We start from the raw sequence: 25,486 nt of genomic DNA on the forward strand, positions 1-25,486 counted from the left end.
AATTTGATGATTGGTTTAACGATCCACAACTTTAGCAGTGCGGGTTTTAACGGCAGCGATGACCATTGGCAAGAGTGAAATCAAAACGATGCCAAGCGCTACTAACGAAAAATGCTCTTTGACGAACGTTACGTTGCCGAAGTAAAAGCCGCCGAGTACACATAAGGTAACCCAGAGGAAGCCGCCTAATAAATTATAGTGGATGAACTTACCATAATGCATCCGCGAACCGCCTGACACAAACGGTGCAAATGTCCGAATGAGTGGCATGAAGCGGGCAATCGCAATGGTTTTGCCACCATGTTTATCAAAGAAAGCTTCGGCTTGCAGCAGCTTGTCGCGGTTGATCAGGCGGCCAAACCAGCCTTTACCGGTAGAAGCGGCCGACCCCACGCGTTTACCGATTTCATAATTCACGGTATCGCCTAGAACAGCTGCGGCCAAGAAGACTGCAAAGAGAATCCAGACATTTAAATTATAGGCGGCATTGGCAGCTAACGCACTGGCAGCGAACAACAGTGAATCCCCAGGTAGGAACGGGAAGACAACAACCCCTGTTTCGATAAAGACCATCGCAAAGAGGATGACATAGGTCCAAGGGCCGAAGCTATTAACGATGGTAATCAGATGCTCATCGATATGCAGGATGAAATCAAACAGTTGGGTCATTGGGTAAGCTCCTTTAATGAATTTACATTTCATTATACGGGATAATATGAAAATTTCATGAAACAAAGGCAAATTTTAGAAAAACGTCAATAAATGTCGTCTTCGATTTCCGGATGCGAATGCGCCAGTCGACTAGCCGCGGCCGCCGCCATGGCCCCCACGATGTCATCAAGAAAGGTGTGGATAATCCCCGGTTCGTGGGCATTAAGCTTGGCCAGTATACCCGGTTTAATGCGGTCAATGTAGCCATAATTGGTAAAACCAATTGAACCATAAACATTGACAATAGAAAAGGCCAAGACTTCATCGACACCGTAAAGCCCTTCGTCTTCGGCAATGATTTTCTGCAAAGGCTCTTCAAGCTGGTTGGCCTCGGCTGCCTTATCCAGTGCAATACCGGTCATAACCGCATTTTGCACCTCACGTTTACGTAAAACGATCCGAACGTTTTGGGTTGCTTCTTCGATGGTTAAGTTGGGGATGAACCGTTCCTGCAAAAACATGACGAGTTCGCCGATGTCACTTAAGTTAACCCCGCGTTCATGTAACAGTTGGATCGTGCGTTCATAAAGCTTTTCTTCATTGGTCATAATCTCACGCTTTCCTTTAGGCTGGGTGGGGTAAGGCTGATTTTTATCGATAAAGCTGGGTACTGTGCAACGCTTGCCGTCGTTCCGGATAAAGTCGGCTAAGTGCTTCGTTAATGGCCGTTGGTGCCTCACCGAAGCCACTGGCAATTAGTGGTAGTTTTCCCGCGTAACTAACGGCATCACCGATAGCAAAAATTCCCGGGCGACTGGTTTGCATCTGTGAATCAACCAGAATGCCGTTACGATCGGTCTTAAACTGCCAAGCCTGCAGATGGCGCTTGTCGGTGACAAAACCATAATTAACCAGCAACTTGTCGACTGTTAAAACCGGCTCGTTGTCACCCCGAACTTCCTTTAACTGCAAGGCGAGCTTGTCATTTTCCTGTTTAACCGCCTCAATCAAATAAGGCGTATGAATGGCAACGCTGCTTTTTTCAAGTGCTGCCACACTTGCCTCGAGGCCCCTGAATTTAGCGCGCCGGTGAATCAGACTGACATGCTTGGCCACCGGCTCCAGCGCCAAAGCCCAGTCAATGGCTGAATCGCCACCGCCGGCAATTGCCACGTCCTGATCGCGAAAGGTCTCCAGATCCTGAACAAAGTAAAACAATTGCCTGCCTTCTAATGCCGGATCGTAATCAACGGCCAATTTACGCGGCGTAAAAGCCCCGCCACCTGTCGCAACGATGACGGTTTTACTCCGGAAGTCGCCTTGACTTGTATGCAGAGTAAACGTCCCGTCTTCTGCTTCATCAATCGTTTGCACTTCCGTTGCGGTTTTAACATCCGGGTGAAAATGCATCAGCTGCGTTTTCAGCTGTGAAACCAGGTCTTTTCCGCTGACATGGGGGAACCCGCCAATATCGTAAAGAATTTTGGCTGGGTATAAATTACCGGTTTGGCCACCAAGTTCGTCCAGACTCTCCAGCAATAAGACGTCTGCCTGACGCAAGCCAGCATAAAAGGCGGCGAACATACCAACAGGCCCGCCACCAATCACGGTGATTTCATATACATGTTGCACTGACATTTGCAATGCTCCGTTTCTATATAGTATTACGTTCATACCCTACCATATTTTACGAATAGTTACCAAGTTGACGAAGGCGGAGGACGGCGTCAACTTTTCGTGGGTTCAAATCTGAAGTTTTTTGCTAGAATGATTTTCCTTTTGACGACAAGTGCTGCGACCCCTCTCTGGCCGCGGTGTTGCCAAAGCGAGTGGCGCTTATCACAGCTGGCGCCGTGATTTGTTTGATTATTGTCTGTTTTGATTCGACTTTCGCGACAAATGGCTCGTCGCTTCAACTTCTTCCGGCCAAGCCGACTGGTTGCTGTTTCTTCTTATATCGATGTTAAGACCATGTCGCTCATAGTTTTTTTAAATTTAGTGTTTGGGTGGGCTTAGTGCGTCATGCCGTATTGCCAACCGCGATGGCGACCACTGGCTAGTTCCACAAACGATGCCTCGACTGCCTGGGCATACTTGGCCATCTCTGCTTTGTAGCGAACTTTGATCCGATCATCGATGCGAATGTCGATTTTAGCTTTGTGCTGTCGTTTGGCGTTTGCTTCCAGTTTTTCAAACATATGACCACCTTGGAAGACGAAGACCCGCGTCTGGGATAAGCTATCCGTTCCTGCCTGTGACCAGCCCATAGGCCGCGAACTAAAGCGTTCTGAAAGCATATGACTAATATGGCCTTCAGCTGAAGTGCCATGAAAGCCTGGTGCGTGATTGGCTTGGATCTGTTTCCAATTACGATGAATTAAAGTCCGTGCGTGAAGGACTGCTTTACGTTCTGATGGACGCAGTTGAGGATCGTTGAGCCGCACGCGGAAATAGTCATTGAGATAGCTGGAGTGCCCTTGCATGGCCCAACTCATCAAGATATCGCCGAGGTTGCCTGGAACGCCGACTGCCGCTTGTTTGCACGCTTTACGCAGATGAAACTTGTCATAGACCAACGTACAGTTTGGTAAAAAATCTGCCCCTGTTTTGATCCAGTTAGCCCCATCGCCAGCCAAGAAGAAACGTTTGGGCATCTGGCCGCCATATTGTTTCATCATGCAGTCGAGCACCGTCTGCCAGATTTCTTCGGTTCCTTCAGTTCCAGGATATTCACCTGTGATATAGAACGGGCGGATCAAGCTGAACTTTTTCCCGACGGCCCGGTAACCCTCGTGCACATAAACCATTTTAAGAAAGTGATTGTGCCATCCTGGTGCGGTACATGATCTTCATCGGCTTCAACGAACAATATCTCAGGAACTGGCGCGGGTTCATCCTCAAGCTGATCTAAAGCTGAAATATCTTTCCCTGAGTGGTGGACGACATGCATCACCGCACTCTTGGAGATCTTAGCTTCGCCGCCATGGCGTTCACCTGATTGTTTGTATGATAATCGGGTCGCGTCTTCCAACAACTTGGCTTTGAGATCGAGTGACAGCCGACTGTGCTTTTCAATGCCCACGATTTCATCCAGAAGGAAAAGCCGCTCATTGGTTCGTTTATCCTCATAGTATCGACGAGTGAAAACCAAGGGCCCAATTGATGATAGAAAGGTGCGCTCGCGCTTGTCCTTGATCCGATAAAACTGACGGCGATACGAGCTCTCCATGATGACTTGATCCTTCTCTTCCAAGGCTTGGCCAATTAATTGGCACAGATGATTTCTAAAGCTCTGCTCACTGGCCAAGACCAACTGACTCAAACCACCTCCCCCTCGATCATGTCTGCGACTAAACCACTGAATTCTTTCACCATATCTGAGATGATTTGTTGTACCATAGATGACAAGAGCGAATTCCTCCTAATAGCTAGCTTGTTTTTCTTTCCAGTTAACATTCTAGCACGAAGGGATTCGCTCCCTTTTTGTCTATTCACATATCACCCACTAACTTTACACCATGAAACAGGCTCTTATTTTTGATCTAACTAATAGAAGGTGATAGGATGAGGTTGACTTTTTATGAAAGTCAATACAATCATTGTAGGATTTAACATGGATAATCGAAAGGTTGACATGCAACGGTTGGCAGAATTGGCAGAAATTTCTGACGGCAACATGGAAGTTAACACCACCTGGACGATTCCTTTGGGCGAGTTCACGTTTACGCTCGGAACCGCAGCCTACACGGCTTGGAAGCAACACCACAAACATTAGTAGCCATTGCTACTAATGTTGGAACCGAATGCCAAGACATTCGGTTTTTTATTATCACGATGAGTCTTAAGGAGCAGAGATGTTAAACCAAATCGTCGCAACAACTTGTTATTCAATAAAACGGGAACTAAAAAAAAGTGCCTACTGGGCTAGTATTCTGTGGGTGCCTTCACTACTAGTCCTGTTAAGCATGTTTATTACGATAACGAACACTTCCGCGCCGACGTTCAATTCAAAGATGGTTGCAACAACCTGGGAGGCTTTGTTGGGCGGCGGTGTTTTTGCAATCACGTTATTATTTTCTGCGATGACCGTACGTGAATTGTTCAATGATCGGGCCACGAAAATTAACGAGTTGCTCTGGGCAATGAGTAGTCCTGAAGCTCAATTCTATGGCAAACTAGGCGCGATGAACGCCCTGATCGGGAGCACGCTCTTGTTGTACATTAGCTTCATATTGGGGGTCATGTCGTTTGTGCCGTGGTTCAACCACGTGATTCGTGATTTGTGGCGAGGCTTGAGTGGGGGACAACTCTTGTTAGGGTTGCTGTTGCTGGTGGAAATCATCGAGTGGGTTGAACTAGCGGCGGCCCACTTGGCAACGAAAATCACCAATAAAACGCACATCAATCAGGCCGTTGTTACTTTGAATTTGGCTGTGGGTTTGGCGGTGTATGTCAGTTTATTCGCCTCTTTGTCAGAATCACGGTTCATTCAAGGTCTAGCGTATGTGCTGCCTGTTTTTTCTCAGCTCCGAGTGTTTAAAGCTGGATGGGATCAGTCTTTATCGGCAGTTTTCCTAGCCATGATCTTGGTGAGCGAAATTTTGCTACTCGGATTGTATTTCGCTTACGTACGTTACTTATATGTGCAACGGCATTGAGTTAAAGTGATTGCTAAGAGTTAAATGGGGGTTGATGATGAACGTGAAACAAATCGGAGCGGTGTTTCAACATGAATTTTTCAGTCAGTGGCGTTCTTTAACGTACTGGGGCATTATTCTATGGCCTCTAGCAATTGGCCTTGTATTTGCTAAATATGCGCAGTGGCAACTGCCGGAACAGATCCAAAAGCTTTCTTCACAGCAAGTGGCCTTTATTTGGGGCGTCGGCACGCCCACCTTCATTTTTATGTTATGTCTATCCTATGCGACCATCATGGCTAGCTCCGTGGCGAGTGATAAGACCAACAAACGAGCGGAGTTACTGCTATCAATGGTTGGAGCGAAGGAACAACTGGCAGGGAAAGTGTTAGCAGTTTACGGCTTAATCGCGTTCCAGCTATTATGTTATGGCATCGGCTTTTGTTTGTATAGTGTGTGGGATCATAATCCCATTGGCAGTATCCTCTTGAGTCAAACACCACCGTTTTTCATCGGTTATGTGGTCATCGACATTGTGGTTGCGATGTTGATGGTTTTGGTGTGGACAACGGAAATTGCCGCGTATGTTAATGACGACGCGCAAACAGCGCTAGCGGTGATCCCGGTGATGATTTTAATTATGACGGGAACAGCTGTCGCGGTTCTTTTGAATGTTGATTGGCGTGGTGTCGATTTGGGGGCACCTCTTAGGATTATTTTTAACCTTGGTTTTGCGATGCCTCCAGTAGGATCCATGCTGTTCCCGACATTGATAATTAACCAAGGATTCTCTTATTTTGAAGCCATTTTGAATTTAGTACTTGAGTTGGCCATTATGATTTTGATTTTCCGCACCAGCGTCAAACAATATCAACGTGGTCTGTTATCTACCGACAAAAAGAATCCGTTCATGCAAGCATTGAGTAACGACCCGCTGACTTTTCATGAACATGGGGGCCATTAAGTTGAATCCAGTGACAGATGTCCAACAATTCGCGCAAACTATTAAACTCTCGTTATTGGATGAACAAGCTGATCTGAAACGATTATGGCATGATGCAACGCATGATTTGGATCCCAAACCGATCGCGGCAGCATTGGATACTCAGGTTTTAAAGGTAGTCGGTGAAGCCATCATCCACAATTTCAATCAAATTTTTATGCCACAAGAAGCTGCAGGTATTGTTCAAGGTTGGGCAAATTTTAAGTCAAAATTTAAACTGTCCACCTTTTGGGCAACTTATCCAGGATTACAAGATGATGCAATCGGGGCCATGCAAGACTATCTCACACAAATCACGACTATTAAGTAGCAGTGGCAAGCCGATCACAATCAAGTTGAGGCAAAATTCAAACAAGATTTGGGTTCGCTCATACAGATTGACCCTCAGATGGGTGATCTACACAGTGGTCGGTCCGTAGCAAAGCTTACTTTTCAACGCGGATACCTCATCTATAAACCACAAGCCTACACACAGCATCGATTATTAAAAATGGTGCTTGATTGGTTAAATCATCGGACAACACGTCCAATAGACTATGTGATTCCACAAACTGTCGTAGTAGGCGCTCATGCTTGGGTGGCGTTCATCACGTCAGAACCGTTAGATCCCAGCCAGACAGATCAATTTTTCTATGAATGTGGGGTGTATTTGGCAATTTTTCACGTGTTGGGTTCTAATGACATGCATCTAGAGAATCTTCTCGTCCAAGATCAACATCCTGTCTTAATTGATTTAGAAACTTTGTGTGCTTATAAACAGGATCAAAATGTAAAATCGTTGAATTACAGTGTTTTATCAGCTGGTTGGATCCCGACGAGTACCACCAAAGCCATGGATCTTAATCTCAGTGCCTTGTTTCGCCGTCCCGAACAAACTTCGCTTTTTATTGCGCAACCCGTCTTAGCATTCGATGAACAACAAGGCTTTCATTACATCAAAGCTTCGCTCAAGTTGACATCAAATACGGCAAACCGGAAGCAGGAGCTTTTATTGTATGGCGATGAAGAAGGGTTGGCTCAACTATTGGCTGGTTTTGTGGGGAGTATCCGCATCATTCAACAGCATAGAGCTAATTTCAAACAAGCCGTCCAAGCCTTGTTTCAAGAACAGCCGCTGCGCTTTCGCGCGTTGGTTCGCAGCACGCAAGTTTATGGCGAATTTCTTGATGGGGTTCGCAATCCCAACACACGTTACCATCAACAACAAGGCAAAATTCTACAGATGCTGAAACGACCACAAGGACGCCTAAAAAAATCTTTCTGACAGCGAGATACGAGCAATTCAACACGGATGGATCCCTAGTTATTACGTACAGGGGGCTGATTTGACTTTATATGATGCTGACGGTCATGTGGTCGAAGAACACTTTTTAGAAGAAACTCTGATACAAAAAATTAAACACAAGGTGGCACATTTATCTGAGGCACAATTAAAGTATCAGATGAGAATGATTAAGTTAGCCTACTTGGAGACTCATCCACCTAAACTACCAATCGCTACCACTGGCGTGACGCGGGCAGCAGTAACGCACGCCTTCATAGACCAGTTGATGCAAAATCGATTGAATGAGCTGCCTGACAATTATTATGGTATCCAGATTCAACCACATGGGCGATTCAACATCTGGAGCGTGAGCCCTAGGCTTTTCAATACGTCTGGCTGGATCTTAGTGCTAGCGTCAACGGGTGATCCAGGCATGTTAAAAATTGCCGCTCGCCTCAATCAATTGTTGTTTGAACAAATCGATCACCAACAGTTTGAGCGCTATTTTGAGCCTGATGACAGTTTGGAAAGTGGCCTTTTGGGAAGTTTGGTGGGTGCGCGGGCGCTGCAACAAGCTGGCTTCAATCCGACCTTTAAAATGGTCAACTATTCGTTGGCTACCGAACGTTTGACTGTGCAGGAACAAGCCATCTATGCGCAACTGCAGCATGGTCAGTTGCCACTTCAGACGGTGGCACAGACCATTCAGATGGGGGAACCTGTCGGTCTTAATCAAGCGTTGGCTTTTTCAATGTCTGCCAAATTAACAGGAGTAATCGATGACTGGGCAAAGCAACAACACCAATGACAATGATTTCTTGAAACAAACAAATGCGACGCTTCTACAAGGTTTTGATCTGCCGACACGATGGCTGAGATCCGAAAAAATAAGCCGGATGGCCTTAATTGATACTGGGGTGAGTGCTCAGAATCCCTATTTTAGCCAAAAAGCGCTAGAAATGATCGGAGATCGTACTGACTGGGCTTGGCACGGGACCGCTGTAGCTGGTATGATCGCGATGTCGGTAACACGTCCTATCGTTCTGCACAGCTATAATGCTGTGCAAAATGGGCGGGTTCAAAGCGAAACTGTTCTTCAACTGATTGAAGCAGCACTCCAGGATGGCGCTCAATTGATCAATGTTGCTATGAACGCGCTACTGGATTTGCGAACACCGCGGGGACTAAAGCTTTGGCAACAATGGGAGCATGTTGTGTCGCTGACTCAGCAGGCTGGTGCACAGCTGATTGTTTCTGTAGGCAATAATGGCTTGGATCTCGATCAAATTGCCTCTTTAAAACTTTGTCCAGCCATGTTACCTGGGGTTCTCACTGTGGGGACGGCGGAGACGTTATATGCTAACCACGGGAAAGCCGTGGATATCACGGCTCCTGGTGGAACTGATCAGCTACCTTTGATCACCACGCGCAGTCTCGATTATGCTGAGTATGCTCCCTCATCAATTAGGGGCTTGCCGCCTATCTTCATGCGGTCGTATGGAACAAGTTTGGCGGCCGGACTCGTGACCGGGTTGTTATTAAGTTGAGCATCAAAAACATCAAAATACGGGAGGTCACCGAGACCATGTTAGAACTTAAAAACGTTAGCAAGCGTTACGGCACTTTTACGGCCTTATCCGACTTATCTTTTCAATTAAGACCAGGTGAGATTGTCAGTCTCATTGGCCAGAATGGTGCCGGAAAGTCCACGACGTTTCACATTATTCTGAATTTTATACAACCCACCCAAGGGACCGTAAAGGGTGATCCCGACTATTTGAAACAGCTTGGCTATATGCCAGAAGAACGTGGACTATATCCGAAAGAAACCATCCAAAGTCAAATGTTATATTTCGCTGCCCTGCATGGCATGGATCGGAAAACAGCTAAGCAGGAGCTTCACCATGGATGCAGAAACTAAACGTCATTGGGGAAGTAACGGATAAAGTTGAATCTTTATCAAAGGGGAACGCACAAAAAGTGCAGCTCATCACATGTCTCATGTTCAAACCCAAACTGTTAATCCTGGATGAACCTTTTTCTGGTCTGGACCCAGTGAACGCGGAGCTGTTAATTGATGCCATCCTTGAAGCCAAGCAGCAAGGTACCATGATTATTTTTTCCACTCATAACATGGCCAACGTCGAGCGTTTGTCAGATTATATCGTGATGCTCCATCATGGGCGCACGATTCTTCAAGGCACACCGCAGGACATTTATGCGCAATTTGGGCGGCGTCAATTAGAAATTGAGGGTTATCACGGCGATGTCCAACAATTGGCGGCTTGGCCAGGCGTTACAAAACTTGCCGAAAGGCCTTCCGGGCGATTAAGCTTGGAATTAGTTGATGAATCCGTAGGAAAGGCTATTTTTCGTGAAGTGACCCAAAATGGCTACCTGCCGGTATTTGATCAGCATTATCCAACGCTAGACGAGATTTTTAAATATGAGGTGGCTCATGCAAAGTAAGCAAGCAACTAAGTCTGAATTCTTTAGTTTGGCGGCTTTTATTAAGGAAAATAAATATTCTCTTTGTGGAATAGTTGTGAGTTGTATAGTCGCTGTCGTCTGCACCATGGTCTATCTTTACGGCATGAAGTTTTTAATCGATGATGGGCTACTAAAAAAGCACTTCACTTTGTTGATGTATCTTATTCCCATCATGAGTGGGAGTATTGTGACGTAAATTGCAAGAACAAGTTAGCCAGTCGTTGAGGACAATCCCAGAACAGGCCGTTATCAAATAGAAGTTGTGGCGCTAGAGAGACTACTGGGCCATGCGGCGAACGCGCCGAGCTTCGGCCTCAAAGTTTTGCTGGGGTGTGCAGTAGCCCTGTTGTTTGCGAGGCAACTGATTCAAGCGGTCTTGCGTGGCCTGCACTTGACTAGGGCTAATGTCATCTAGGGACATGCCCTTAGGGAAGTCCTGGCGAATCATCCGGTTATGTGCCTCGTTGGTGCCACGGTCGCAGGACGTGTAAGGATGGGCGTAGAAGATCTCAGTTTCCGTCCCAGCAAAAGCAGTATTTAAGGCGGTGAACTCGGGTCCGTTGTCGGCTGTGATGGTCTTGATGCAAGCTCCCCATTCGCGCTTGATTCCACGCAATGCATAGCTCACAGAGTCTGCATCTCGTCCTTCGATCAAGCGGAGAAGTTGGCAACGGGTCTTGCGCTCAATCAGAGTCAAGATGACGCTCTCCTTGCCATTGCGTTTACCGACAATGGCATCCATCTCCCAGTGACCGAACTGCCTGCGTCGTTCAACGACCTTAGGCCGTTCCTCGATACTGCGGCCAGCCAGGCGCTTAGCCTTGGTGTGGTGCTGGTGAGAGGTCTTCCGCTTAGTCTTCTCCAACAGGTCGATATTTCGAATCTCTAGGCGTTGGTCGTCAATGTACTGGTACAAAGTCGAGGCACAAACAAGCTCTTCAGGAGTAAACAGCTTGTGTCGCTTGGCATAGCCGATTGAAGCATCCGGCGACCATTTGTCCTGCTTAGCTCGCTGTACGTACCAGGCTAAGAAGACCTGTACGCTGGCGAACTTGTCAGGACGATGACAGCTCAAGCGTGCAGTCTCGTAACGTGCCTGAGCAGCCTCTGGCAGGTATTGTCGATGGTAGACGCGCTTGCCATTACTCTTCTTGACCTGATCTACTGTACCTCGCTTGATTTCATTATTAATGGTCTGCGGGCAGACGCCAATTTCAGCAGCAATCCAACGATTGGACTTCCCAGCTTGGCGGAATCCGGCCACTTTTCCGCGCTCGAGTGATGTTAAGTGCTGACCTTTTTGGCGGTGTGTGCTATCCTGTTTCTGCATCAAGACAATATCCTCTTCCATTGTTTGTGTAGGAACTTCAATGATACAGGATATCTGTTCTTGATGTTTTTTATTGTCCAAAAAATTTTGAGACAGTGGCTAACTTGATTCTAAAATGCGCGGGGAGTATTGTGATCGAGGTGATTTTGAATTATTTAATTAGTTTTTTCTCAGCTAAAATTTCGCAGAATTACATTCAAAAAAACGTACTGTGTTGCTACAATTCACCCTGCAGCAAACTGATGTAATTGACAAACCCGTTTCACTGTCAACACTTCTCAATAGTGATTTTGAACGAGTTGGTGATTATCTAGCAGATTTAATAGTTGGCACCCTAATTGCTATCTTAACCATTCTTTTCTATCTTGCGGCCTTATTCTCACTAACACTATGGCTGACACTGCTTATTTTGGCCTTTATTCCCCTTGTTATTATCGTAAATGTCAAGCTGGGTAATTATGTACAATCAGTCTACTTAAAAGTGCAAAAAAATCTGGACCATCTGAACGGAGAGATTGCCCAGATACAAGCAGGACTGGTCTTAATTCATGCTTTCAAAGGAGCACAACGTGTACTCGATCGGTTTGAACATTACAACGAGCGCCTGAAGCGCGATAACATCAAATATGTGGCCGCTAGTTCATTTTTGAACAATAGTTTATCCCTGGTAGCAAGCGTTGTTCCCTTTCTGATTCTCATGTTAGGCAGCTTCTTTGTTTTGCAGGGAACGATGTCGGTGGGATCCATTATGGCTGTCTTTAGTTTCAGCTCAACTATTTTTGTACCTATTGCCGGATTAATTAGCATGATTCCCCTTTACAAAGAATTACAAGGGTCGATAGTGCGGATCAACTCATACGTGGACACTTCTAATGGCAATCAATATAAGGAACACATTTTGTCAGAGGACATTGACGCAACTGAAGCGCGCATCGAATTAAAAGACTTCAATGTCGGATACGCACAAGCCCCTCGCCTTACACACTTAAATCGTACGATTGTTGGCTTAACTTTTATTATTGGTGAAAACGGCAGTGGTAAAAGCACGCTAGCGAAGACAATCGCGGGACTGATTCCTAGCCTATCTGGCACGCTCACAATTAAGGGTGCCCAACATGTTGCTTATATTCCAAATACCAGTTTTTTTATTTCAGGGAACAGTAGAAGACAATCTTACCATTGGGTTAACCGACGTTAGTCACAAAAAAATGTCTGATCTGTGTCAACTATTGGAGTTAGAGGTACCTTTGGCGACAGTGGGGGGGTATGATCACTCTTTAAGTACAGGACAAATTCAAAAGATTAAAATCATTCGGGCACTGTTAGATGAAAGAACAATTCCAATTTTTGATGAAATCTTTAGCAATCTATCAAAAAAAATCCAAGCTAAAATGTATGCTTATTTGAAAAACTTATCTGGTAAAACGATCATCATCATCGACCACAACGCACCTAAAGTAACGGGAGCCACTTATTGGGAGTTGTAATCACGAGTCTATTCTGTCTAGATGATCATATCTATCGTGCACGCCATTTGCTCAAGAACTCTTTAATCAAAAAAAGAACCGTTACGGCGTAGCTATTTGGCATCAGTGGTTAAGTTGGTACTTCTGGCGATAACGGCGAAAGGTGGCCCGCAAGACACTTTCACCATGTACTTGACGCCTATGCCGGACATCCTCAAAAATAGCCATATCCCCCTGATAGGATACGGCTATTTTGCTATCGTGACACAATAGTTAAATTATTGCGCTATAGCATTCTATTCATATACATATCTGGTATTAGTATAGCGTCCGGATGCAGCTGTTCCTTGAGTTTGGTAGGTGTATTTAACAGTTAAACCAGTCCCACGATCATAGGCCTTACGGAAGGGCTCAGACCAATGGCCCCATGCGCCACCAAAGTAAAATGCTAGTGCACTTAGCTTAGGATTGAAACCAGCAACAGAGGCAACCCCAGAATAACTTTCAAAACGTTTATAGATAGTCTTCACTTCTGACCTTGAAAACCGGAAAGACATATCGTATGAATACCATTCTGTTGTTGCTGCATGTACAACCTTTGCACCATCATTCGAAGCTAACACGGCACCTTCGGTATTGTGGACTTTGTTTTGCGAGTAATCCCTCTACTAATGCCAATGAGTGCAAGTGTGGCAATTAGGATAACAGCAAAAATGGCTAATGTTAACTTATTCCCCTTGCGAAGAAAGTTGATAACTAGATCATGCCGTGTAATTGCAAGAACCAAAACCAGCCAACTGATCCAGAAAAGTGTCGGATTTACAAATTTAAAAGTTGTCCAGAGGAGATACCATAAACCACCAGCAACAACGGCAAGTAGGCCAGTAACAACTCGTTGTCGGTTAAAATGCAGTGACAGCTTCATCATAAACGCCCCTTTATATAACAAATAATAACGCCCATTAAGCAACAAATCAACTTTAGTATATGGATTAAACTTGATAAGTCTTCAATCGCCAATCGATCGAAAGCATGGAGATTCTCCATTCTGATATCAGCACTATGTACCGATATATATTCTGAAAGCCTTATGGTCAGCAGCTTCTCCGTGTGAACAACTGGCTATGTTAATTGATTTTACATGTAATTGGTATATTACTTTGTTAAGGGGGATATATTCTATAAATAACGATATTTCATCACCATTGCGGCATTAATATTGGGGACTTTCACCCTAACGATGAAGAGTTTCCACTTAACTCGAAGTTTAGAATCGACACAAAAGACCTGCACAGATAGAGGGACTCTTTTAAATGCCGTCTGCGAACTATCACATTGACTTAAATCTGTCCTTGTAAAAGCCACTGCTCTGTCACGTTTTAGCTTAGGGAATGTTTGAGACTCGGTCAGTAATACCTTCCGCTTTTCGAGAATCTAATTTGTCCTTCTCATTTGCAGATAATGCGTCACGGCAAGAACCAACGTCGGTAGAAGAAAATAGTTATCGATTAACCTTCGCATCGGCGCGGATAGCAAAGCAAATACCAAATCAAATAGAACGCAACAACGCCGTCGTCAAAGCCTGTGCTCGCTGCTGACCACGTCGCTTATCGGCCGGACGAATCACGGTCAGCTGATCCGCCTCTGGATCCGCCGCGATGACCCCAAAGGGTGCGGGTACATCGGTCGCTGCTTGGGCCCGCATCGCAGGTGTATCGGCAATGACCACCCACAAATAATCAACGAAGTCAAGGCGGAGAATGCCGGCAATTTAGGGAGATTAAAGTGCCATAAAGCGCGGGCGTTGCGTTAATTGGGGAAAAGTGTAGAAAGCGCAGCAACTGATTTTTAATGCCAACGTTAAGGTTATAGAAGGGTTCCATCTATTCATTTGATTGGCGCAAGTTGCCGATGCTGGTATACTACGCCTAGAACGATGCACGTTATTTGATTAAAGAAGGAGAACGAACATGAACTATCCACAATTAGAACTGGCCGATTTCAAAGGCCCAAAAGCGATCTTTAAAACCAGTGAAGGGCAATTTGAAATTGCATTATTTCCGGAGCAAGCCCCTAAAACCGTTGAGAACTTCATCGGCTTGGCCAAAAAGAACTATTATGATGGCATCATTTTTCACCGGGTTATTGAAGACTTCATGATTCAAGGCGGTGATCCGACTGGCACTGGCATGGGTGGTGAAAGCCTCTGGGGAAAGCCGTTTGCGGATGAATTTTCGAATCAGCTTTTCAATCTGAAAGGTGCGTTGTCAATGGCCAACGCTAGGCCCAATACGAACGGCAGTCAATTTTTCATCGTGACAAATACGCATTTGGATCCAAGCATGAAGGCTCAGCTAAGCGAAGCGGGGTTCCCGGAACCGATCATTGACGCTTACCAACAAGGCGGGACACCATGGCTTGATCATCGCCATACAGTTTTCGGGCAGGTATTGTCTGGAATGTCAGTGGTTGAGAAGATCAGTAAAGTCAAAACGGGTGCCAATGATAAGCCAGTTGAGCCTGTGACGATTGATGAATTGACAATTCAAGACTGATATTGGTTGCAAGTGATTTTTAGGGTATACTCAAAGAGAAATCCAATGAAATGAAGTGTCAGAATGGAATATCGCATAGGAGATATCTTGACTGGCAAAGTCACCGGCGTCCAACCATACGGGGCGTTTGTGATGCTGGATGAGCACACGCAAGGATTAGTGCACATCTCAGAATGCCAGCATGGTTACGTCAAGGACACCAGCGATATTTTTACCGTCGGCCAGCGAGTTGAAGTTGTGATTTTGGACATCGACGAATATACCCATAAAATCAGTTTATCCTTACGTGCTTTACAGGCGCCGCCTAGATTAAGCAAGAAACGCCGCTGCAAGCACTATTGGACCAGTCGTAAATTTCACACCGGCTTTGCGCCGATTGCCGCTCACTTAGATGGGTGGGTCGCTGAAGCACTTGAACATTTAAACGAAGAAACCACTCAAAAATGAGTGGCTTTTTTCTTCCGTTGATGCGATAGGCAGTTGTGAAAGCGTGAGGGCATGGCAAGTAAGAACGGGAGGGTACGGGCCTTGGATGGCTGGTTTGCGGAAACTAGTAGACTTTCATTGAGAAGTAACGATGCAATAACGATCGGTGGCTGATTTGTAAAACTGATACAAGCGCGGGCACTGCACGTTATTGGGATGACTGGGTATCAACGATTAGAATCGGTTAGCTAAGCGAAGTGATTTTCAAGATTTGAAGTTTAGCTGAAATGGCGTTTATTATTTTAGATGATTGGCAAATACATGTGAGCGAAGTGCGTCCAGTGACCGTTTTGCTCAGTAGTTAGGGCAAACTGCAGCATACACGGCTATAAGTGCTATGAGTTTAGTGAACTTTAAATGTGTTTTGCTGAATATTGTTCGCGATCAATGCGAATATTTATACAATTTGGATTAAAATGTTCGCTATTTATCGGAACTGACAATTCTTTGAATTTCTGCAATTTTTTTGTTGACTAGATTGTTGAAGTGCTGGTATGATACTTGTTGTTGTCAAAACAAAGACGTCGATTCATGACGGATGAAATAAACCACTCGTATGATGAAGCCACAATTGAAACAGATTGAATAAATATTCACTCTAAAAAGTTGTTGACATGATACGTTGGTCATGATAATCTATCAAAGTTGTCTTTTGGCAAGATCGTCCTTTGAAAACTGAACAAAGTTTCGTTTAAATGTGCAGGGTCCTTGATACTTCGGTATCGAGGCAAAAAGTAACATTTGCGAAGTCAATTCGCTAGAACAACAAATCGAGCTATTCGAACAGCTCATATTTATATGAGAGTTTGATCCTGGCTCAGGATGAACGCTGGCGGCGTGCCTAATACATGCAAGTCGAACGAGTTTTGGTCGATGAACGGTGCTTGCACTGAGATTCGACTTAAAACGAGTGGCGGACGGGTGAGTAACACGTGGGTAACCTGCCCTTAAGTGGGGGATAACATTTGGAAACAGATGCTAATACCGCATAAATCCAAGAACCGCATGGTTCTTGGCTGAAAGATGGCGCAAGCTATCGCTTTTGGATGGACCCGCGGCGTATTAGCTAGTTGGTGAGGTAACGGCTCACCAAGGCGATGATACGTAGCCGAACTGAGAGGTTGATCGGCCACATTGGGACTGAGACACGGCCCAAACTCCTACGGGAGGCAGCAGTAGGGAATCTTCCACAATGGACGCAAGTCTGATGGAGCAACGCCGCGTGAGTGAAGAAGGCTTTCGGGTCGTAAAACTCTGTTGTTGGAGAAGAATGGTCGGCAGAGTAACTGTTGTCGGCGTGACGGTATCCAACCAGAAAGCCACGGCTAACTACGTGCCAGCAGCCGCGGTAATACGTAGGTGGCAAGCGTTATCCGGATTTATTGGGCGTAAAGCGAGCGCAGGCGGTTTTTTAAGTCTGATGTGAAAGCCCTCGGCTTAACCGAGGAAGCGCATCGGAAACTGGGAAACTTGAGTGCAGAAGAGGACAGTGGAACTCCATGTGTAGCGGTGAAATGCGTAGATATATGGAAGAACACCAGTGGCGAAGGCGGCTGTCTGGTCTGTAACTGACGCTGAGGCTCGAAAGCATGGGTAGCGAACAGGATTAGATACCCTGGTAGTCCATGCCGTAAACGATGAATGCTAGGTGTTGGAGGGTTTCCGCCCTTCAGTGCCGCAGCTAACGCATTAAGCATTCCGCCTGGGGAGTACGACCGCAAGGTTGAAACTCAAAGGAATTGACGGGGGCCCGCACAAGCGGTGGAGCATGTGGTTTAATTCGAAGCAACGCGAAGAACCTTACCAGGTCTTGACATCTTTTGATCACCTGAGAGATCAGGTTTCCCCTTCGGGGGCAAAATGACAGGTGGTGCATGGTTGTCGTCAGCTCGTGTCGTGAGATGTTGGGTTAAGTCCCGCAACGAGCGCAACCCTTATGACTAGTTGCCAGCATTGAGTTGGGCACTCTAGTAAGACTGCCGGTGACAAACCGGAGGAAGGTGGGGATGACGTCAAATCATCATGCCCCTTATGACCTGGGCTACACACGTGCTACAATGGATGGTACAACGAGTTGCGAGACCGCGAGGTCAAGCTAATCTCTTAAAGCCATTCTCAGTTCGGACTGTAGGCTGCAACTCGCCTACACGAAGTCGGAATCGCTAGTAATCGCGGATCAGCACGCCGCGGTGAATACGTTCCCGGGCCTTGTACACACCGCCCGTCACACCATGAGAGTTTGTAACACCCGAAGCCGGTGGCGTAACCCTTTTAGGGAGCGAGCCGTCTAAGGTGGGACAAATGATTAGGGTGAAGTCGTAACAAGGTAGCCGTAGGAGAACCTGCGGCTGGATCACCTCCTTTCTAAGGAAACAGACTTTAAGTCTGACGGAAACCTGCACACACGAAACTTTGTTTAGTTTTGAGGGGACGACCCTCAAGCACCCTAGCGGGTGCGACTTTGTTCTTTGAAAACTGGATATCATTGTTGTAAATGTTTTAAATTGCCGAGAACACAGCGTATTTGTATGAGTTTCTAATTTAGAAATTCGCATCGCATAACCGCTGACGCAAGTCAGTACAGGTTAAGTTACAAAGGGCGCACGGTGGATGCCTTGGCACTAGGAGCCGATGAAGGACGGAACTAATACCGATATGCTTCGGGGAGCTATAAGTAAGCTTTGATCCGGAGATTTCCGAATGGGGGAACCCAGTACACATCAGTGTATTGCCTGCAAGTGAATTCATAGCTTGTCGGCGGCAGACGCGGGGAACTGAAACATCTCAGTACCCGCAGGAAGAGAAAGAAAACTCGATTCCCATAGTAGCGGCGAGCGAAGTGGGAAGAGCCCAAACCGAGAAGCTTGCTTCTCGGGGTTGTAGGACTGGACATTGGAGTTACCAAAGTTCGACGTAGTCGAAGTCAGCTGGAAAGCTGCGCCATAGAAGGTGAAAGCCCTGTAAACGAAACGGCGGACCCTCCGTCCAGGATCCTGAGTACGGCGGAACACGTGAAATTCCGTCGGAATCCGGGAGGACCATCTCCCAAGGCTAAATACTCCCTAGTGACCGATAGTGAACCAGTACCGTGAGGGAAAGGTGAAAAGCACCCCGGAAGGGGAGTGAAACAGTTCCTGAAACCGTGTGCCTACAATTAGTCAAAGCCCGTTAAGGGGTAATGGCGTGCCTTTTGTAGAATGAACCGGCGAGTTACGTTTGCCTGCGAGGTTAAGATGAAAAGTCGGAGCCGGAGCGAAAGCGAGTCTGAACAGGGCGAATGAGTAGGCAGATGTAGACCCGAAACCAAGTGACCTACCCATGACCAGGTTGAAGGTGTGGTGAAACACACTGGAGGACCGAACCCATGTATGTTGAAAAATGCTGGGATGAGTTGTGGGTAGCGGTGAAATTCCAAACGAACTTGGAGATAGCTGGTTCTCTCCGAAATAGCTTTAGGGTTAGCCTCGGAGGATGGATCATGGAGGTAGAGCACTGTTTGAACTAGGGGCCCATCAAGGGTTACTGAATTCAGATAAACTCCGAATACCATCGATCTTACTCCGGGAGTCAGACAGTGAGCGATAAGGTCCATTGTCGAAAGGGGAACAGCCCAGATCACCAGTTAAGGTCCCTAAATTTATGCTAAGTGGAAAAGGATGTGGCGTTGCACAGACAACTAGGATGTTGGCTCAGAAGCAGCCACCATTTAAAGAGTGCGTAATAGCTCACTAGTCGAGTGGCACTGCGCCGAAAATATACCGGGGCTAAGCATAATACCGAAACTGTGGGTGCACCCGTAAGGGTGCGCGGTAGGAGAGCGTTCTAAGGGCGTTGAAGGTCGATCGTGAGGACGGCTGGAGCGCTTAGAAGTGAGAATGCCGGCATGAGTAGCGAAAGATCAGTGAGAATCTGATCCACCGTATGACTAAGGTTTCCTGGGGAAGGCTCGTCCTCCCAGGGTTAGTCGGGATCTAAGGCGAGGCCGCAAGGCGTAGTCGATGACAAGCAGGTTGAGATTCCTGCACTAGTTTATTTTGTTTAAGCGATGGAGGGACGCAGGAGGCTAAGGAAAGCGCACGGCTGGAAAAGTGCGTCCAAGCCGCAAGTCTGGTGGCGAGTGAAATGCTTGCGACCATAAGGACAAGCGGTGATGGGGAGCGAAATTAAAGTAGCGAAGTTCCTGATGTCACACTGCCAAGAAAAGCTTCTAGTGAGAAATAAACTACCCGTACCGCAAACCGACACAGGTAGTCGAGGAGAGTATCCTCAGGTGAGCGAGCGAACTCTCGTTAAGGAACTCGGCAAAATGACCCCGTAACTTCGGAAGAAGGGGTGCTGACCGCAAGGTCAGCCGCAGTGAATAGGCCCAAACAACTGTTTATCAAAAACACAGGTCTCTGCTAAATCGAAAGATGATGTATAGGGGCTGACGCCTGCCCGGTGCTGGAAGGTTAAGAGGATGAGTTAGCGCAAGCGAAGCCCAGAATTGAAGCCCCAGTAAACGGCGGCCGTAACTATAACGGTCCTAAGGTAGCGAAATTCCTTGTCGGGTAAGTTCCGACCCGCACGAAAGGCGTAATGATTTGGGCACTGTCTCAACGAGAGACTCGGTGAAATTATAGTACCCGTGAAGATGCGGGTTACCCGCGACAGGACGGAAAGACCCCATGGAGCTTTACTGTAGCTTGATATTGAGTGTTGGTACCGCTTGTACAGGATAGGTAGGAGCCGTAGAGATCGGAACGCTAGTTTCGATGGAGGCGTTGGTGGGATACTACCCTAGCTGTATGAACACTCTAACCCGCGCCACTGATCGTGACGGGAGACAGTGTCAGGTAGGCAGTTTGACTGGGGCGGTCGCCTCCTAAAATGTAACGGAGGCGCCCAAAGGTTCCCTCAGAATGGTTGGAAATCATTCGCAGAGTGTAAAGGTAGAAGGGAGCTTGACTGCGAGACTGACAAGTCGAGCAGGGACGAAAGTCGGGCTTAGTGATCCGGTGGTTCCGTATGGAAGGGCCATCGCTCAACGGATAAAAGCTACCCTGGGGATAACAGGCTTATCTCCCCCAAGAGTCCACATCGACGGGGAGGTTTGGCACCTCGATGTCGGCTCATCGCATCCTGGGGCTGTAGTCGGTCCCAAGGGTTGGGCTGTTCGCCCATTAAAGCGGTACGCGAGCTGGGTTCAGAACGTCGTGAGACAGTTCGGTCCCTATCCGTCGCGGGCGCAGGAAATTTGAGAGGAGCTGTCCTTAGTACGAGAGGACCGGGATGGACGTTCCGCTGGTGTACCAGTTGTGCCGCCAGGCGCATCGCTGGGTAGCTATGAACGGAAGGGATAAACGCTGAAAGCATCTAAGTGTGAAGCCCCCCTCGAGATGAGATTTCCCATTCCTATATGGAAGTAAGACCCCTGAGAGATGATCAGGTAGATAGGCTGGAAGTGGAAGTGCAGCGATGCATGGAGCGGACCAGTACTAATCGGTCGAGGACTTAACCAAGTAGAGCGTGAGCAGGAGCGCTTAGAAACCGGAGCATAAGCGGGCCTGAGTTCGTTGGCCGGGTTTTGGCCAATGGATTCAGGGTTCTTATGTGGAGGTTTCTGCGACTGCGAACGCGTTTCGATGAAATACACTGGTTCCCGACAACACAAAAACAACAATGATAGCCAGTTTTGAGAGCGCAAAGTTCTCATAAGTGTGGTGGCGATAGCAAGAAGGATACACCTGTTCCCATGCCGAACACAGAAGTTAAGCTTCTTCACGCCGAGAGTAGTTGGTGGGAAACTGCCTGCGAGGGTAGGAAGCTGCCACGCTTACATATGGAGGATTAGCTCAGTTGGGAGAGCGTCTGCCTTACAAGCAGAGGGTCACAGGTTCGAGCCCTGTATCCTCCATTGAGCCGTTAGCTCAGTTGGTAGAGCAACTGACTTTTAATCAGTGGGTCGACAGTTCGAGCCTGTCACGGCTCAGAGAATTATTGGTTTTAAATGGCGGCTCAAGTCGATATTTTTGCCGACTTAGCTCAGTTGGTAGAGCATCTGTCTTGTAAACAGGGGGTCGAAGGTTCGAATCCTTTAGTCGGCATGGCACCAATAATTTGATAAGCTTTTTGTTTCATGCGGAAGTAGTTCAGTGGTAGAACATCACCTTGCCATGGTGGGGGTCGCGGGTTCGAATCCCGTCTTCCGCTTTCCAAACGCAGTGCCGAGGGTGCGTTTGGTCGAAAGATTCCTCGGTATTATCATGATTTGCACCCATAGCGCAATTGGATAGAGTGTCTGACTACGAATCAGAAGGTTGTAGGTTCGACTCCTACTGGGTGCATTTGACGGGAAATAGCTCAGCTTGGTAGAGCACCTGGTTTGGGACCAGGGGGTCGCAGGTTCGAATCCTGTTTTCCCGATTGGACGCTAGTCCATATGGTTTTTTCGCGGTGTAGCTCAGCTGGCTAGAGCGTCCGGTTCATACCCGGGAGGTCGAGGGTTCGATCCCCCCCGCCGCGATTGAGCTTGGACCTTTAGCTCAGTTGGTTAGAGCAGACGGCTCATAACCGTCCGGTCGTAGGTTCGAGCCCTACAAGGTCCATCTTTACAGGGTGGTCACTGTTCGGTATAATCGATTTGTTACTGTTATCGCGGGATGGAGCAGTTCGGTAGCTCGTCGGGCTCATAACCCGAAGGTCGCAGGTTCAAATCCTGCTCCCGCAATTATATGGTTCCATGGTCTAGTTGGTTAGGACGCCTGCCTGTCACGCAGGAGATCACGGGTTCGAGTCCCGTTGGGACCGTTTGCGGCTCGGTAGCTCAGTCGGTAGAGCAATGCATTGAAGCTGCATGTGTCGGCAGTTCGATTCTGTCCCGAGCCATTTTCATAATCACCCTTATGCGGGTGTAGTTTAGTGGTAAAACCACAGCCTTCCAAGCTGTTGTCGCGAGTTCGATTCTCGTCACCCGCTGCGATTATGATATGGGCCTATAGCTCAGTTGGTTAGAGCGCACGCTTGATAAGCGTGAGGTCGGTGGTTCAAGTCCACCTAGGCCCATTGTTCCATTAGTTTTATATTGCACATGGAGAAGTACTCAAGTGGCTGAAGAGGCGCCCCTGCTAAGGGTGTAGACCGGGAAACTGGTGCGAGGGTTCAAATCCCTCCTTCTCCGTTGTGGCCCGTTGGTCAAGTGGTTAAGACACCGCCCTTTCACGGCGGTAACATGGGTTCAAATCCCGTACGGGTCATGGTTAGATGGAGAATTACCCAAGTCTGGCTGAAGGGAACGGTCTTGAAAACCGTCAGGTGGGCGTAAGTCCACGCGAGGGTTCGAATCCCTCATTCTCCTTTATTATTATCGCGGGATGGAGCAGTTCGGTAGCTCGTCGGGCTCATAACCCGAAGGTCGCAGGTTCAAATCCTGCTCCCGCAATTACATGGTTCCATGGTCTAGTTGGTTAGGACGCCTGCCTGTCACGCAGGAGATCACGGGTTCGAGTCCCGTTGGAACCGTCCCCCTCTAATTGAGGGGAACATCAACTTCATAAAAACGATCTAAATGGCTCGGTAGCTCAGTCGGTAGAGCAATGCATTGAAGCTGCATGTGTCGGCGGTTCGATTCCGTCCCGCGCCATTATGGAGGAGTAGCGAAGAGGCTAAACGCGGCGGACTGTAAATCCGCTCCTTCGGGTTCATAGGTTCGAATCCTATCTCCTCCATTTATAGGGATATAGTTTAATGGTAGAACTACGGTCTCCAAAACCGTCAGTGTGGGTTCAACTCCTACTATCCCTGCTTATCATGGCGGTATTGGTGAAGCGGTTAACACACCGGTTTGTGGCACCGGCATACGTGGGTTCGATCCCCACATACCGCCCTTTTACTGGGGTATAGCCAAGCGGTAAGGCAACGGACTTTGACTCCGTCATGCGCTGGTTCGAATCCAGCTACCCCAATTTTCTCCAACTGCCATAGGAGAAACGCGCTTAACTTGATGAATATGGCGGTGTAGCCAAGCGGTAAGGCATGGGTCTGCAAAACCTTGATCGTCGGTTCGATTCCGATCACCGCCTTATCTTGCGGTTAACGCCCAGCAAGAGAGTGCCATTTTACATTATGCCGGTGTGGCGGAATTGGCAGACGCGCGGGATTCAAAATCCCGTTCCAGCAATGGAGTATCGGTTCGACCCCGATCACCGGTATATTGGCCCCTTTTAGGGGCTTTTTTAGTGCTCAGAAATGGCTTTAAACCGGCATTATTGCATTTATCTGAACTCCGAAAAACCCCTAAAAAATATAATCCATCGAACCACATCGAACCAAATAGCCTGAAATTGCGATTTTTTAGGAAAATGGTTCGTGATCTAAAATTGAATGTGTGCTGTAGGCCTTGCGGCAGTTGACATTGATCCGTGTTCTCTGGTTCGATTTTGAGTCACAATACATTCAGTGCTTTCTCGTCTTGCTTCTGTGTCATCGCGTCCAGTAGATGCGTATAGATCTTGGTGGTAATGCCGACGTTCTCGTGTCCGAGGCGGTGTGATACGTATTGAATATCAAGACCTTTATAAAGCAGGTAGCTGCCATGCGTGTGCCGCAATCCGTGGAAACCGAACCCAGGACGCTCAATACCGAGATGTTTGAGAGCACGGCGAAGTTCCTTGTTGACACCGTTACTATATATTGGCAAGCCGGTCGGCCCAAGAAATAGTAAATGGTACGGATTGCTAATCGCTTTTATTTTATCAGCCAATATGAGCTTATGGAGGCTAGCGATAAGAACTGGACTTACTTTGATGGTACGAACACTCGAAGGAGTTTTGGTCGGACCGAAGACTTCTTCACGGTCTGGCCAGCTACCATCAGCGCCGCGAATGACAAACCTGTACTTGAAGGTCTTGTCGATACTGATGGTGCTCTTCTTCTCATCAATATCTTCCCACGTTAAGCCACCAATTTCTCCAAGCCGAGCGCCAGAGTATATGGCCGTTTGAACCATCATGAGAGCAATTCGTTGCGGGTTGGCAAATTGATCAACATAATCTCGCAGTTTCTCGAACTGATCAGCTTCAAGAAATTTTGTGTCTTCTGATCTGCCTGCGGTACCACCCAGTTCTGCATGAGCGGCATAATCGCGCCTAATCAAGCCTTCGTCTGCTGCGGCCATAATTGCTTGATGAGCGTGTGAATGTAGCTTCTGGACTGATTGCCTTGCGTGCTTGTGGCCGTAACCGTCATCAATATAGTTGTTAATAAACTGTTGATAAACCATGCGCGTTAAGTCAATTAATTTAAGGTCTTTGAAGTAGTTTCTGATGATTGTACCCGAAGTTGCATACTTGGTCATCGTCAGTTCGGACACAGAACGTATCTTATACGTATGCAACCACTTGTCATACCAATCTGCGAAAGTAATCACTGGATCGATTTTTACAGATCCTCCAGTAGAAGTGAGGTACTCTGCCTCAGCAGCCTTAGCTTCTTTTCTTGTTTTGTAAAATGATGTTTTCTGCTTGGAAATACCGTCCACTTTGTATGAATACTGGAATCCCCAAGGCTTACTTTTTCGGTTAGCTCGCTTGAATACCGCCATATTATTGTCCTCCTGTGTTAAAAT

At 47.1% G+C, this 25,486-nt stretch carries 16 protein-coding genes, 25 tRNA genes, 3 rRNA genes and 4 pseudogenes; 40 read left to right on the forward strand and 8 right to left on the reverse strand.

What is annotated here, in order from left to right:
* Positions 1–15: 15 nt before the first annotated feature.
* From LBCZ_RS03065 to LBCZ_RS03080, 4 genes and pseudogenes are all read right to left on the reverse strand, one after another.
* Positions 16–669 carry a VTT domain-containing protein gene (locus LBCZ_RS03065; RefSeq protein WP_010493822.1) on the reverse strand — a complete coding sequence of 218 codons (654 nt, stop codon included), beginning with the start codon at positions 667–669 and terminating at the stop codon, positions 16–18.
* Positions 670–755: 86 nt separating this feature from the next.
* Positions 756–1,259, reverse strand: coding sequence for a phosphatidylglycerophosphatase A family protein (locus tag LBCZ_RS03070; protein ID WP_010493824.1), 504 nt, complete (start codon positions 1,257–1,259; stop codon positions 756–758).
* A gap of 43 nt (positions 1,260–1,302) precedes the next feature.
* On the reverse strand, positions 1,303–2,289 hold the full coding sequence (locus tag LBCZ_RS03075; protein ID WP_025012343.1) for an NAD(P)/FAD-dependent oxidoreductase: 987 nt from the start codon (positions 2,287–2,289) through the stop codon (positions 1,303–1,305).
* A 374-nt stretch (positions 2,290–2,663) separates the two neighbouring features.
* Positions 2,664–4,059 (reverse strand): annotated as a pseudogene (locus tag LBCZ_RS03080) (ISLre2 family transposase).
* Positions 4,060–4,264: 205 nt separating this feature from the next.
* Between LBCZ_RS03080 and LBCZ_RS15925 the strand changes: the two are divergent.
* The 9 genes and pseudogenes from LBCZ_RS15925 (at position 4,265) to LBCZ_RS03125 (ending at position 10,241) form a co-directional block, all read left to right on the forward strand.
* Complete coding sequence (locus LBCZ_RS15925; protein WP_156129369.1) at positions 4,265–4,426, forward strand: hypothetical protein; 162 nt, start codon at positions 4,265–4,267, stop codon at positions 4,424–4,426.
* A gap of 79 nt (positions 4,427–4,505) precedes the next feature.
* On the forward strand, positions 4,506–5,309 hold the full coding sequence (locus LBCZ_RS03090) for a hypothetical protein (RefSeq protein WP_025012345.1): 804 nt from the start codon (positions 4,506–4,508) through the stop codon (positions 5,307–5,309).
* A 37-nt stretch (positions 5,310–5,346) separates the two neighbouring features.
* Entirely contained in the window at positions 5,347–6,252 is a 906-nt protein-coding gene (locus LBCZ_RS03095) for an ABC transporter permease (RefSeq protein WP_039639507.1), read from the forward strand.
* A gap of 1 nt (position 6,253) precedes the next feature.
* On the forward strand, positions 6,254–6,601 hold the full coding sequence (locus tag LBCZ_RS03100) for a hypothetical protein (RefSeq protein WP_025012348.1): 348 nt from the start codon (positions 6,254–6,256) through the stop codon (positions 6,599–6,601).
* An 18-nt stretch (positions 6,602–6,619) separates the two neighbouring features.
* Positions 6,620–7,555: pseudogene (locus LBCZ_RS03105) on the forward strand (DUF4135 domain-containing protein); the annotation flags it as partial.
* A 61-nt stretch (positions 7,556–7,616) separates the two neighbouring features.
* Complete coding sequence (locus LBCZ_RS03110) at positions 7,617–8,363, forward strand: hypothetical protein (protein ID WP_025012350.1); 747 nt, start codon at positions 7,617–7,619, stop codon at positions 8,361–8,363.
* Positions 8,335–9,102 carry a S8 family serine peptidase gene (locus tag LBCZ_RS03115; RefSeq protein WP_025012351.1) on the forward strand — a complete coding sequence of 256 codons (768 nt, stop codon included), beginning with the start codon at positions 8,335–8,337 and terminating at the stop codon, positions 9,100–9,102. Before LBCZ_RS03110 ends, LBCZ_RS03115 begins: the two co-directional genes overlap by 29 nt.
* A gap of 38 nt (positions 9,103–9,140) precedes the next feature.
* Positions 9,141–10,024: pseudogene (locus LBCZ_RS03120) on the forward strand (ABC transporter ATP-binding protein).
* Entirely contained in the window at positions 10,014–10,241 is a 228-nt protein-coding gene (locus LBCZ_RS03125; RefSeq protein ID WP_025012352.1) for a hypothetical protein, read from the forward strand. Before LBCZ_RS03120 ends, LBCZ_RS03125 begins: the two are co-directional and overlap by 11 nt.
* Before the next feature lie 81 nt (positions 10,242–10,322).
* On the opposite strand, the gene LBCZ_RS03130 is transcribed toward LBCZ_RS03125, so the two are convergent.
* Complete coding sequence (locus tag LBCZ_RS03130; protein ID WP_041084710.1) at positions 10,323–11,375, reverse strand: IS30 family transposase; 1,053 nt, start codon at positions 11,373–11,375, stop codon at positions 10,323–10,325.
* A gap of 211 nt (positions 11,376–11,586) precedes the next feature.
* Here LBCZ_RS03130 and LBCZ_RS16545 point away from each other — a divergent pair.
* Positions 11,587–12,862, forward strand: a pseudogene (locus LBCZ_RS16545) (ABC transporter transmembrane domain-containing protein).
* A gap of 275 nt (positions 12,863–13,137) precedes the next feature.
* Here the strand turns inward: LBCZ_RS16545 and LBCZ_RS15440 are convergent.
* Both LBCZ_RS15440 and LBCZ_RS03150 read right to left on the reverse strand, forming a co-directional pair.
* Positions 13,138–13,464, reverse strand: a complete 327-nt coding sequence (locus LBCZ_RS15440; protein ID WP_129334725.1) for a hypothetical protein — start codon at positions 13,462–13,464, stop codon at positions 13,138–13,140.
* Between the two features lie 926 nt (positions 13,465–14,390).
* Positions 14,391–14,570 (reverse strand): hypothetical protein, encoded by a 180-nt coding sequence (locus LBCZ_RS03150; protein WP_025013930.1) that lies wholly within the window; start codon positions 14,568–14,570, stop codon positions 14,391–14,393.
* Positions 14,571–14,811: 241 nt separating this feature from the next.
* Here LBCZ_RS03150 and LBCZ_RS03155 point away from each other — a divergent pair, with 241 nt between their 5' ends.
* From LBCZ_RS03155 to LBCZ_RS03300, 30 genes are all read left to right on the forward strand, one after another.
* Positions 14,812–15,396, forward strand: coding sequence for a peptidylprolyl isomerase (locus LBCZ_RS03155; RefSeq protein WP_025013931.1), 585 nt, complete (start codon positions 14,812–14,814; stop codon positions 15,394–15,396).
* Between the two features lie 63 nt (positions 15,397–15,459).
* Complete coding sequence (locus LBCZ_RS03160) at positions 15,460–15,843, forward strand: CvfD/Ygs/GSP13 family RNA-binding post-transcriptional regulator (protein ID WP_032959192.1); 384 nt, start codon at positions 15,460–15,462, stop codon at positions 15,841–15,843.
* Between the two features lie 833 nt (positions 15,844–16,676).
* Positions 16,677–18,246, forward strand: a 16S ribosomal RNA gene (locus LBCZ_RS03165).
* A 219-nt stretch (positions 18,247–18,465) separates the two neighbouring features.
* Positions 18,466–21,383, forward strand: a 23S ribosomal RNA gene (locus LBCZ_RS03170).
* A gap of 197 nt (positions 21,384–21,580) precedes the next feature.
* A 5S ribosomal RNA gene (rrf, locus tag LBCZ_RS03175) occupies positions 21,581–21,697 on the forward strand.
* Together the 16S, 23S and 5S rRNA genes with 25 tRNA genes alongside form the textbook arrangement of a ribosomal RNA operon.
* An 8-nt stretch (positions 21,698–21,705) precedes the next feature.
* Positions 21,706–21,778, forward strand: a tRNA-Val gene (locus LBCZ_RS03180).
* A 2-nt stretch (positions 21,779–21,780) separates the two neighbouring features.
* Positions 21,781–21,853, forward strand: a tRNA-Lys gene (locus tag LBCZ_RS03185).
* A 42-nt stretch (positions 21,854–21,895) separates the two neighbouring features.
* Positions 21,896–21,968 (forward strand) — tRNA-Thr (locus LBCZ_RS03190).
* A 34-nt stretch (positions 21,969–22,002) separates the two neighbouring features.
* Positions 22,003–22,074: transfer RNA gene (locus tag LBCZ_RS03195), tRNA-Gly, on the forward strand.
* A 60-nt stretch (positions 22,075–22,134) separates the two neighbouring features.
* Positions 22,135–22,208 (forward strand) — tRNA-Arg (locus LBCZ_RS03200).
* A gap of 5 nt (positions 22,209–22,213) precedes the next feature.
* Positions 22,214–22,287: transfer RNA gene (locus LBCZ_RS03205), tRNA-Pro, on the forward strand.
* Between the two features lie 26 nt (positions 22,288–22,313).
* A tRNA-Met gene (locus LBCZ_RS03210) sits at positions 22,314–22,387 on the forward strand.
* An 8-nt stretch (positions 22,388–22,395) separates the two neighbouring features.
* A tRNA-Ile gene (locus tag LBCZ_RS03215) sits at positions 22,396–22,469 on the forward strand.
* A 48-nt stretch (positions 22,470–22,517) separates the two neighbouring features.
* Positions 22,518–22,591, forward strand: a tRNA-Met gene (locus tag LBCZ_RS03220).
* A gap of 6 nt (positions 22,592–22,597) precedes the next feature.
* Positions 22,598–22,671, forward strand: a tRNA-Asp gene (locus LBCZ_RS03225).
* Positions 22,672–22,676: 5 nt separating this feature from the next.
* Positions 22,677–22,749, forward strand: a tRNA-Phe gene (locus LBCZ_RS03230).
* Positions 22,750–22,768: 19 nt separating this feature from the next.
* Positions 22,769–22,839: transfer RNA gene (locus tag LBCZ_RS03235), tRNA-Gly, on the forward strand.
* A gap of 13 nt (positions 22,840–22,852) precedes the next feature.
* Positions 22,853–22,926: transfer RNA gene (locus tag LBCZ_RS03240), tRNA-Ile, on the forward strand.
* Positions 22,927–22,953: 27 nt separating this feature from the next.
* Positions 22,954–23,041, forward strand: a tRNA-Ser gene (locus LBCZ_RS03245).
* 4 nt (positions 23,042–23,045) lie between these two features.
* Positions 23,046–23,117: transfer RNA gene (locus LBCZ_RS03250), tRNA-Glu, on the forward strand.
* Between the two features lie 9 nt (positions 23,118–23,126).
* Positions 23,127–23,218 (forward strand) — tRNA-Ser (locus tag LBCZ_RS03255).
* 10 nt (positions 23,219–23,228) lie between these two features.
* A tRNA-Met gene (locus LBCZ_RS03260) sits at positions 23,229–23,302 on the forward strand.
* A 6-nt stretch (positions 23,303–23,308) separates the two neighbouring features.
* A tRNA-Asp gene (locus tag LBCZ_RS03265) sits at positions 23,309–23,382 on the forward strand.
* A gap of 48 nt (positions 23,383–23,430) precedes the next feature.
* Positions 23,431–23,503: transfer RNA gene (locus LBCZ_RS03270), tRNA-Phe, on the forward strand.
* 4 nt (positions 23,504–23,507) lie between these two features.
* A tRNA-Tyr gene (locus LBCZ_RS03275) sits at positions 23,508–23,588 on the forward strand.
* A 5-nt stretch (positions 23,589–23,593) separates the two neighbouring features.
* A tRNA-Trp gene (locus LBCZ_RS03280) sits at positions 23,594–23,664 on the forward strand.
* A 9-nt stretch (positions 23,665–23,673) separates the two neighbouring features.
* Positions 23,674–23,746 (forward strand) — tRNA-His (locus LBCZ_RS03285).
* Between the two features lie 7 nt (positions 23,747–23,753).
* Positions 23,754–23,825: transfer RNA gene (locus tag LBCZ_RS03290), tRNA-Gln, on the forward strand.
* Between the two features lie 46 nt (positions 23,826–23,871).
* Positions 23,872–23,942 (forward strand) — tRNA-Cys (locus LBCZ_RS03295).
* Between the two features lie 45 nt (positions 23,943–23,987).
* Positions 23,988–24,071, forward strand: a tRNA-Leu gene (locus LBCZ_RS03300).
* Positions 24,072–24,304: 233 nt separating this feature from the next.
* Here LBCZ_RS03300 and LBCZ_RS03305 read toward each other — a convergent pair.
* Positions 24,305–25,462, reverse strand: a complete 1,158-nt coding sequence (locus tag LBCZ_RS03305) for a tyrosine-type recombinase/integrase (protein ID WP_039639501.1) — start codon at positions 25,460–25,462, stop codon at positions 24,305–24,307.
* Between the last annotated feature and the right edge of the window lie 24 nt (positions 25,463–25,486).

Origin of the sequence: Lacticaseibacillus casei DSM 20011 = JCM 1134 = ATCC 393, from assembly GCF_000829055.1 — a bacterium.
Taxonomy (GTDB): domain Bacteria; phylum Bacillota; class Bacilli; order Lactobacillales; family Lactobacillaceae; genus Lacticaseibacillus; species Lacticaseibacillus casei.